The organism is uncultured Virgibacillus sp., assembly GCF_947495635.1.
Taxonomy (GTDB): domain Bacteria; phylum Bacillota; class Bacilli; order Bacillales; family Amphibacillaceae; genus Virgibacillus; species Virgibacillus salarius.
Window position 1 is genome coordinate 47,907 of record NZ_CANMAB010000015.1, and the last position, 7,802, is coordinate 55,708.

The following is a 7,802-nucleotide window of genomic DNA, read 5'->3' on the forward strand; positions in this document are numbered from 1 at the left end:
GATAAAAAGCAGTGGAATAATAACTATTATTGCATAACCGCGGACCTTCTTGTCTGAATATGTTCGATGACATTATCTGTGAAATCAGCCGTTACTTTGGATAAAAATGGTCTTAAGCAAGAGTTAATCATCGAACCAGCAATGCCCTTAGCTGTTATAGAGAGTGAACCTGTCATTTTCGTTTGATTTTCTGCTAGTTTATGGGCTTGAAAATAGCCGCTTCCTTTGACATGGTTGTTCGTACTAGCTAAAGTGAATGCTATTTTATTCGGATTTTGCCATTCCGTGACGGATAATGATAATCGAACACTTTTTTCCATAAAGCCAATATCTCCTTTGCATATCCAAATCGATTGTTTAGCATTTATCATCGTATGTTGCTGATATCCTGGAACGAGGCTAGCCCAATTATTGATATCGTTAACAAAGTCCCATATTTCTTCAATAGGAATATCTACCTTTCGTTCACAAATACTGCTTGGCAAAGCAACATTACCTCCCCATAAACCTAAAGTGATGATACACCCTTTCAAGTATATGCAATAACTCCTTAATTAGAATAAAAGCTTCCATTTTAGTGAATCCAAATATTCGTATTACAGATCACCTGATATTTTGCTTGCTATTTAACGACCAACGTTTCTTTCCTCTGTCTACGATAAGCGGATGGTGTTTGATTTGTAGCCCGTTTAAATGCTTGTGTGAAAAACGATTGAGAAGAGAAGCCGGTGAATTCAGCAATATTACCAATGTGATAGTCTGTTGTATCTAATAGTATTTTTGCTTCTCGTATACGTACTTGATTTAGATATTCAATTGGTGATATTCCCATATCTTTTTTAAATGTATGTGCCAAATAATATTTATTGATATGCCCGATTTCTGCCAATGTATCAAGGGTGATTGGTTCTCTGTAATTCTGATTTATATAGTACATAATAAATGCGGCGGCTTTGTTGATATTTTTGGGTTCTGTTTTTTGAATTTCTAACATTTTGCCTCTTCGAAGCTTTACCATCAAGATTTCAATGATATTTTGGCAGATAACTTCATACTCTTCATTCCCTTGCTGCACTTCGTTAAGTAAACTATGCAGGTAGAAGAGAATATTCTCACGATCGCCCTGATAAGTATATAAGCCCATTTGCGAACTATTTTCTTTAACATGAGCAAAGGTTAGTCCTTCAATTCCTAGAGCAATATATTCAAGTGAGTCGTACAGATTGGATTTTTCGGTATGTTCAACATTTGGATTTATTATTACTAAATCATTTTCTTTAACTGGAATTTCATGATTGGAAAGCAGAAATGATCCTTTACCTTTAACGATATAAAATAATTCTGTAAAGTGATGGGTGTGCTTTGTACTATGCCAGCCTCGGTCGTATTCTGAATGTGTGATATAAAGTAATTTAAATGGCACATTTCTTGTAGCAAATTCCTTCACTTTATAAACTTCGTAGGACATTGCTCCACCCCTTACTATTATTTGAAATTTCTATCAATTATTAATTTTATAGGAGTAAAGCTTAAAAAGCAATATTTATAAAAAAGTCAACAAGATGTTGATTGTGTAAGCGTTTTAATATAGGTACGATAAAGATATATTATTATTAAATAAGGGGGTTTACGTATCGTGAAAAACAAGAAATCGATAATATTAATCTCTTTTCTATTTGTAGGACTTATCTTAGCGGCTTGCTCAGGAGGAGAGGATGTTAATTCAAAGGAATCAGAGGAGAGTGGAGGTGGCAAAGAAACAACCTTACATGTTGCTGCCTTAGAGTCAGCTTATGGAACTGAAATGTGGGACCAGATTGCTGAATCGTATGAGGCAGCTAATAAAAATATTAATATTGAATTAACAATTGAAAAGAATCTAGAGGAAGTAATTCGACCTAATATGCAGGCAGGTGAGTATCCAGACGTATTATTACTGGCTACCAATAGACCAGAGGCATTGACGGAAACATTAATTAAAGAAAATGGTCTAGAAAATATAAGCGATGTATTGAATATGAACATACCAACCGAAAAAGTGACAGTTAATAAAAAACTTTTAGATGGATTTACCGATACGCTTGCAACTAATCCATATGCTAATGGTGAGACCTATCTAGCTCCAATGTTCTATAGTCCAACTGGATTATTCTTTAATGCTGGACTATTTGAAGAAAAAGGCTGGAAAGTTCCTGAAACATGGGATGAAATGTGGGAGCTAGGTGAAAAAGCGAAAAAAGAAGGTATCTCTTTGTTTACGTATCCTACAACAGGGTATTTTGATACTTTAGTTGGCTCCATGCTTTATGCTGCAGGTGGTCCGGAGTTTTACAATGCTGCAATGACTTATGAGGACGGAATTTGGGAAACAGAAGAGGCATCTCAAGTATTACAAACGATAGAAAAATTAGCAGAGTATACGCATTCGGACACTGTTGCAAATGCAAATCCGAATGATTTCACAAAAAACCAGCAATTCATCCTAGATAACAAAGCATTATTTATGCCGAACGGTAATTGGGTTGTAGATGAAATGAAAGAAGCTCCACGTTCAAAAAATTTCCAATGGGGGATGACATCTATACCCGCATTTGAGAAAAGTGGTGATCGTTATGCATTCACATTCTTTGAACAAATTTGGATTCCAGCTGCAGCTAAACATAAGGATGAAGCGAAGGAATTTATAACATATATGTATTCTGATGAAGCAGCATCTATCTTCCTTGATGCTGGTGCAGTACAACCAATTAATGGTATTACGAAAAAGCTAGAGGGACAGAAACAAACATTTTATAGCATTTATGAAGAGGAAGGAGCGCTTCCAGCAATGGGGACATTTGCTTCTACAGAACCTGTACCAGGAGCGAGCATGGGGGATACACTGTACGGAACAATTGACAGTGTAATGAGTGGTGAAACTTCTTTCGAAGAGTGGCAAGCCGAAATGGAAGAAGTAAGTGATAAGCTAAGACCGGCTATGAACTAATCCAAAGCTATATAGGGGGTTCTGATCGCTTATTAGTTGATGATAATAGAACGGTAAGCTTGTTTGATTTCTTACCGTTTTTATTAGATGAATCCATCATGAGAAATGGATGTAAGAAATAGTTTACCCCGCATGTAACTGGCAGTAAGATCCCACTTCAAGTAATAAAGCGAAACCAATATTGGTGAGGGGAGGATCAACTGCCAGTAAATGTCCGATTGGTTCAAGGGCCTTTAGGTTATACCCTTATGTTATTAACAATCAGTGAGGGATAGACAAAATCCCATTAATTGAAGTTTCCCTTTATTATTTTTTAGATGTTTAGCCTGAATGAATTTCACTTTGTTGGGACCAAAAAGAGGTGAACATTTTTGAGTAAAACGAAATCACGAAATATATTTATCGGAGTATGTGTAATACCAGCTCTCATTTTGATGGTTATTTTTATGTTTATACCAACATTTGAGGTTTTTCGGATGTCTTTGTACCGCTGGGGTGGATTTTCAAATACACAACAATTTGTCGGTTTGGATAATTTTAGACTTCTATGGAATGATATGAATTTCATTCGATCATTTCAGAATTCTATTCTCTTAATAGTTGTAGTAGCAATTCTTACATTTATTTTTGCAGTGTTTTTTGCAGCTATTCTAACAAAAGAGAAGGTCAGAGGAGGAAACTTTTTTCGAGTCATCTTTTATATTCCAAATATACTATCCATTGTAGTTATAGCTGGTATATTTTCAGCCATATATGATCCTTCCAATGGATTGTTAAATAGTGTTTTAGGAATGTTTCAATTAGATACATTTCAGCAAATGTGGCTAGGTGATCAGAAAATAGTTATCTATAGTCTTGCGGGTGCTCTAGTCTGGCAAGCCATTGGTTATTATATGGTTATGTATATGTCAAGTATGGCTAGTATACCAGCTAGCTTCTATGAGGCGGCGTCATTGGAGGGAGCAAGTAAATTAAAACAATTTACCAGCATTACATTACCATTGATATGGAATAATATTCGAACAACATTAACATTTTATATCATCAGCACGATTAATCTAAGCTTCTTGTTAGTTAAGGCATTGACAGGTGGAGGACCTGACGGATCAACAGAAGTATTCCTATCCTATATGTATGACCAAGCCTATGGTAATTCTACCTTTGGCTATGGAATGGCAATTGGTGTAGTAGTGTTTATTTTTTCTTTTACCTTAGCAGCGATTGTAAGTCACATCACGAAACGTGACGTCTTAGAGTATTAAGGGGGTGCTAATATCTCATGAAAGATTCAAAGGAACGGAGTACCGATGCTCTATATAAACTATTTATCTATGTAGCTTTAATTACCTTAGCGGTTTCAATTGTTATACCAGTTGCCTGGGTATTCCTTGCTGCTATTAAAGAAAACGTCGAGTTTTATGGAAGCCCATGGAGCTTACCACATGGTTTTCATTTTCAAAATTTTATAGAAGCATTTCAGGAAGCGCGAATGGGAGAATATCTGTTTAATTCAATAATGGTTACCGTATTAGCTTTATTCATTTTGCTAGTAATAGCCTTACCAGCGGCGTATGTCTTATCCAGGTTTAGTTTTAGAGGGAATAAATTATTAAACATGATTGTTAAAGCAGGGTTATTCATTAATGTCAGCTATATTACTGTGCCAATTTTCTTAATGCTCTTAGATTTGGATATGGGATTAAAGAGTTTAATAGATAATGGATTTTTATTAAACAATCGTGCTGTACTTGCACTCGTTTATGCCGCAACTGCTTTACCATTTACGATTTATCTTCTATCAAGCTATTTTCAGACATTGCCTTCTGATTTTGAAGAAGCCGCTAGTATTGATGGTGCAGGATATTATCGCACCATGTTTTCCATTATGTTGCCGATGGCAATGCCAAGTATTGTTATCGTCATTCTTTTTAATTTCTTGTTATTTTGGAATGAATATATTATGGCACTTACACTAATGCCAGGAGGGAATCAAACGCTGCCAGTTGGTTTGTTAAACTTAATGGCTGCTGAACGATCAGCTGTTAACTATGGTCCAATGTATGCGGGAATGGTAATTGTTATGTTACCGACATTAATTTTATATATTATCGTGCAAAAGCGCTTAACACAAGGAATGACTGTAGGAGGAGTGAAAGGGTAGGTGTCACAATTGAAAAAGTTAACCGGAAGAGTTACGCTACCGAGTCAACAGAATTTTTTGGAGGAAACAAAAGAATTAATGGATCGCTGGGGAGCAGATGCGCTTCGAGATAGTGATGGGACAAAATTAGATGAAGAAATCAAACAATTAGATGCGAAAATCTACACGACTTACTTTGTAGCACGTAGTCATAATGACTTTGCTAAACAGCATCCAGAGGAAATGCAACAGCTATATTTAATGTCACAATATAATACAGCAATAGACACTGAGCTGGAAGTGTCTTTCTTGACAGGATATTTTGAAGAGCAGATTCAACCAGATTATTTGCATGACCCTAAAAAGTGGTGGGAAGTAATCGATAGGACTACTGGTGAGGTTGTGCCAGCAAATCATTGGATAGTAAAAAAGGAGACAAATAGCTTACTTATATTTAAAGCCAAACCATGGCATGAATATACGGTTTCATTCTTAGCATTTATGAAATGGGATCCGACACAAATGTATAATCATATAACGAACGATTGGAGAGATAAGCCACATGAAATTCCATTCGATGTTCGGCAGCCTCATTCTAAACAATTTATGCGCAATTATTTAAAAACCTGGCTAGCAGAAAATCCAGCAACTGATGTTGTTCGCTTTACGACGTTTTTTTATCACTTTACCTTAGTATTTAACAATCTAGGTAAAGAAAAATTTGTTGACTGGTTCGGTTACGGTGCTAGTGTATCTGTAGCTGCTTTAGAAGCATTTGAAAAAGAAAAAGGATATCGTCTGCGACCAGAAGATATTGTCGATAAAGGCTATTATAATTCTACCTTTCGAATTCCCTCCAGAGCTTACTTAGATTATATGGATTTTATTCAACGATTTGTTGCTAAGGAAGTAAAAGAATTAGTTGAAATTGTACATGCAAGTGGTAAGGAGTCGATGATGTTTTTGGGAGATAATTGGATAGGGACAGAGCCTTACGGAGCCTATTTCAAAGAGACAGGTATGGATGCTGTAGTTGGAAGTGTTGGAGATGGGGCAACATTACGAATGATTTCTGATATCCCAGATGTGAAGTATACGGAAGGTCGTTTTCTACCTTACTTCTTTCCCGATACGTTTCATGATAAGAATAACCCAGTAATTGAAGCAAATAGCAATTGGCTGACAGCGAGAAGAGCTCTAATGCGTAAACCTTTGGACAGAATTGGCTATGGCGGATATCTAAGCTTGGCATATAAATTCCCCGATTTTGTAGCTTATGTAGAAAAGATTACAGACGAATTTCGTGAAATTTACGATACTATAAATGGCGTGAAGCCTTATACTGGATTAAAGGTGGCAATTTTAAATACATGGGGAAGGATTCGTACATGGCAGACCCATATGGTAGCACATGGAAAGTGGTATAAACAGGCCTATTCATATCAGGGGGTTTTAGAGGCTCTTAGTGGTTCAGCGGTAGACGTAGATTTTATTAGTTTTGACGATGTCATACAGCATGGTGTGCCTAAAGATGTTGATGTCCTTATTAATGCCGGAGATGCTGGTACAGCATTCTCTGGTGGAGAACGATGGAAAGAAGAGGACTTACTTTCTGTTATAAGAGAATGGGTTTATCATGGAGGAGGATTTATCGGTATTGGAGAACCGACTGCTTATCATCGTGAAGGACGCTACTTTCAACTAGCAGATGTATTAGGTGTAGAAAAGGAATTAGGCTTTAGCTTATCGACAAATAAATATTTTACGGAAAAGAACGAATCACATTTTATTTCCCAGGATATACAGGCATTTGATTTCGGAGAAGGTATGAAAAATGTGTATGCCTTAAGGGAAGTTACGGATATTATTGAACATACGAATGAGGGGTTGCAACTCGCTAGTACAGCCTTCGGTAAAGGGCGTAGTGTGTACATTGCAGGTCTTCCCTATAGTCATGAGAATACAAGACTATTACTAAGGGCGATGTATTACGCAGCTCATAAGGAGATGGCTTTATACAAATGGCATACTTCCAATGTCCATTGTGAAATACATGTATACCCTGAAATTAAAAAGTTTGCCGTTGTCAATAATTCAAATGTACAGCAAGTTACAGATGTATATATAGAAAATGGTGAAAAATATCAAGTACGATTAGAAGCAAGTGAGATTAAATGGGAGGATTACACAAATGAAAGATAGAGTCTTTCGCATCTTAAAGGTAGTTTTCTTTCTCTTTTGTATGTATCTGATTCTTAATGGTCAGCGAACAGTAGGTCATTGGGAATTGTTTACGCAATTAATCGGGCTATCAGGTTTATTGTTGTTGCTTTGGAATTATAATCGTAAATTCACTTAAGCACGGCGTAAAAAGCGAGCAAAACCTTTAGGATATATTTCCTCAAGGTATTGTTTATAATCTAGGAAATTATAAAATTTGCCCATGTGATAAATAAGCGCGTGTTGAGCTTTGTCCAGCTCAAGCACCCAGAAACGAGGCGACTTCATGAATTGTCCTAATCTAAGTCATTATCGGCTCACAAGCCCACCATGATTCCTTTATCTCCGTTGATTCACTTCAGTCGCTACGTCTCTAATTGGGCGCTTGCGCTTTTGTTCTAAGTTAAGAAAGTATAAAATCAGTGCAATGACTGCGTTAAGCCAAGTAGTTATTTT

General features: G+C 36.4%; 7 protein-coding genes. 5 read left to right on the forward strand and 2 right to left on the reverse strand.

The window, feature by feature from the left end; translation table 11 throughout:
* Positions 1-26 precede the first annotated feature (26 nt).
* Positions 27-485: a CoxG family protein gene (locus Q1A47_RS05485; RefSeq protein ID WP_166530232.1), complete on the reverse strand. Its 459-nt coding sequence runs from the start codon at positions 483-485 to the stop codon at positions 27-29.
* A gap of 137 nt (positions 486-622) precedes the next feature.
* Positions 623-1,468, reverse strand: coding sequence for an AraC family transcriptional regulator (locus Q1A47_RS05490; RefSeq protein WP_026679850.1), 846 nt, complete (start codon positions 1,466-1,468; stop codon positions 623-625).
* A 168-nt stretch (positions 1,469-1,636) separates the two neighbouring features.
* Here Q1A47_RS05490 and Q1A47_RS05495 point away from each other — a divergent pair, with 168 nt between their 5' ends.
* The 5 genes from Q1A47_RS05495 to Q1A47_RS05515 all read left to right on the forward strand — a co-directional run bounded on the left by Q1A47_RS05495 (position 1,637) and on the right by Q1A47_RS05515 (position 7,485).
* Positions 1,637-2,986: a carbohydrate ABC transporter substrate-binding protein gene (locus tag Q1A47_RS05495; protein ID WP_121605763.1), complete on the forward strand. Its 1,350-nt coding sequence runs from the start codon at positions 1,637-1,639 to the stop codon at positions 2,984-2,986.
* A 371-nt stretch (positions 2,987-3,357) separates the two neighbouring features.
* Positions 3,358-4,248, forward strand: coding sequence for a carbohydrate ABC transporter permease (locus Q1A47_RS05500; protein WP_026679852.1), 891 nt, complete (start codon positions 3,358-3,360; stop codon positions 4,246-4,248).
* A gap of 17 nt (positions 4,249-4,265) precedes the next feature.
* Positions 4,266-5,147, forward strand: a complete 882-nt coding sequence (locus Q1A47_RS05505) for a carbohydrate ABC transporter permease (protein ID WP_026679853.1) — start codon at positions 4,266-4,268, stop codon at positions 5,145-5,147.
* A 9-nt stretch (positions 5,148-5,156) separates the two neighbouring features.
* Positions 5,157-7,328, forward strand: coding sequence for a 1,3-beta-galactosyl-N-acetylhexosamine phosphorylase (gene gnpA, locus Q1A47_RS05510; RefSeq protein ID WP_166530237.1), 2,172 nt, complete (start codon positions 5,157-5,159; stop codon positions 7,326-7,328).
* On the forward strand, positions 7,318-7,485 hold the full coding sequence (locus Q1A47_RS05515) for a DUF6903 family protein (protein WP_162986489.1): 168 nt from the start codon (positions 7,318-7,320) through the stop codon (positions 7,483-7,485). Before gnpA ends, Q1A47_RS05515 begins: the two co-directional genes overlap by 11 nt.
* Positions 7,486-7,802 lie beyond the last annotated feature (317 nt).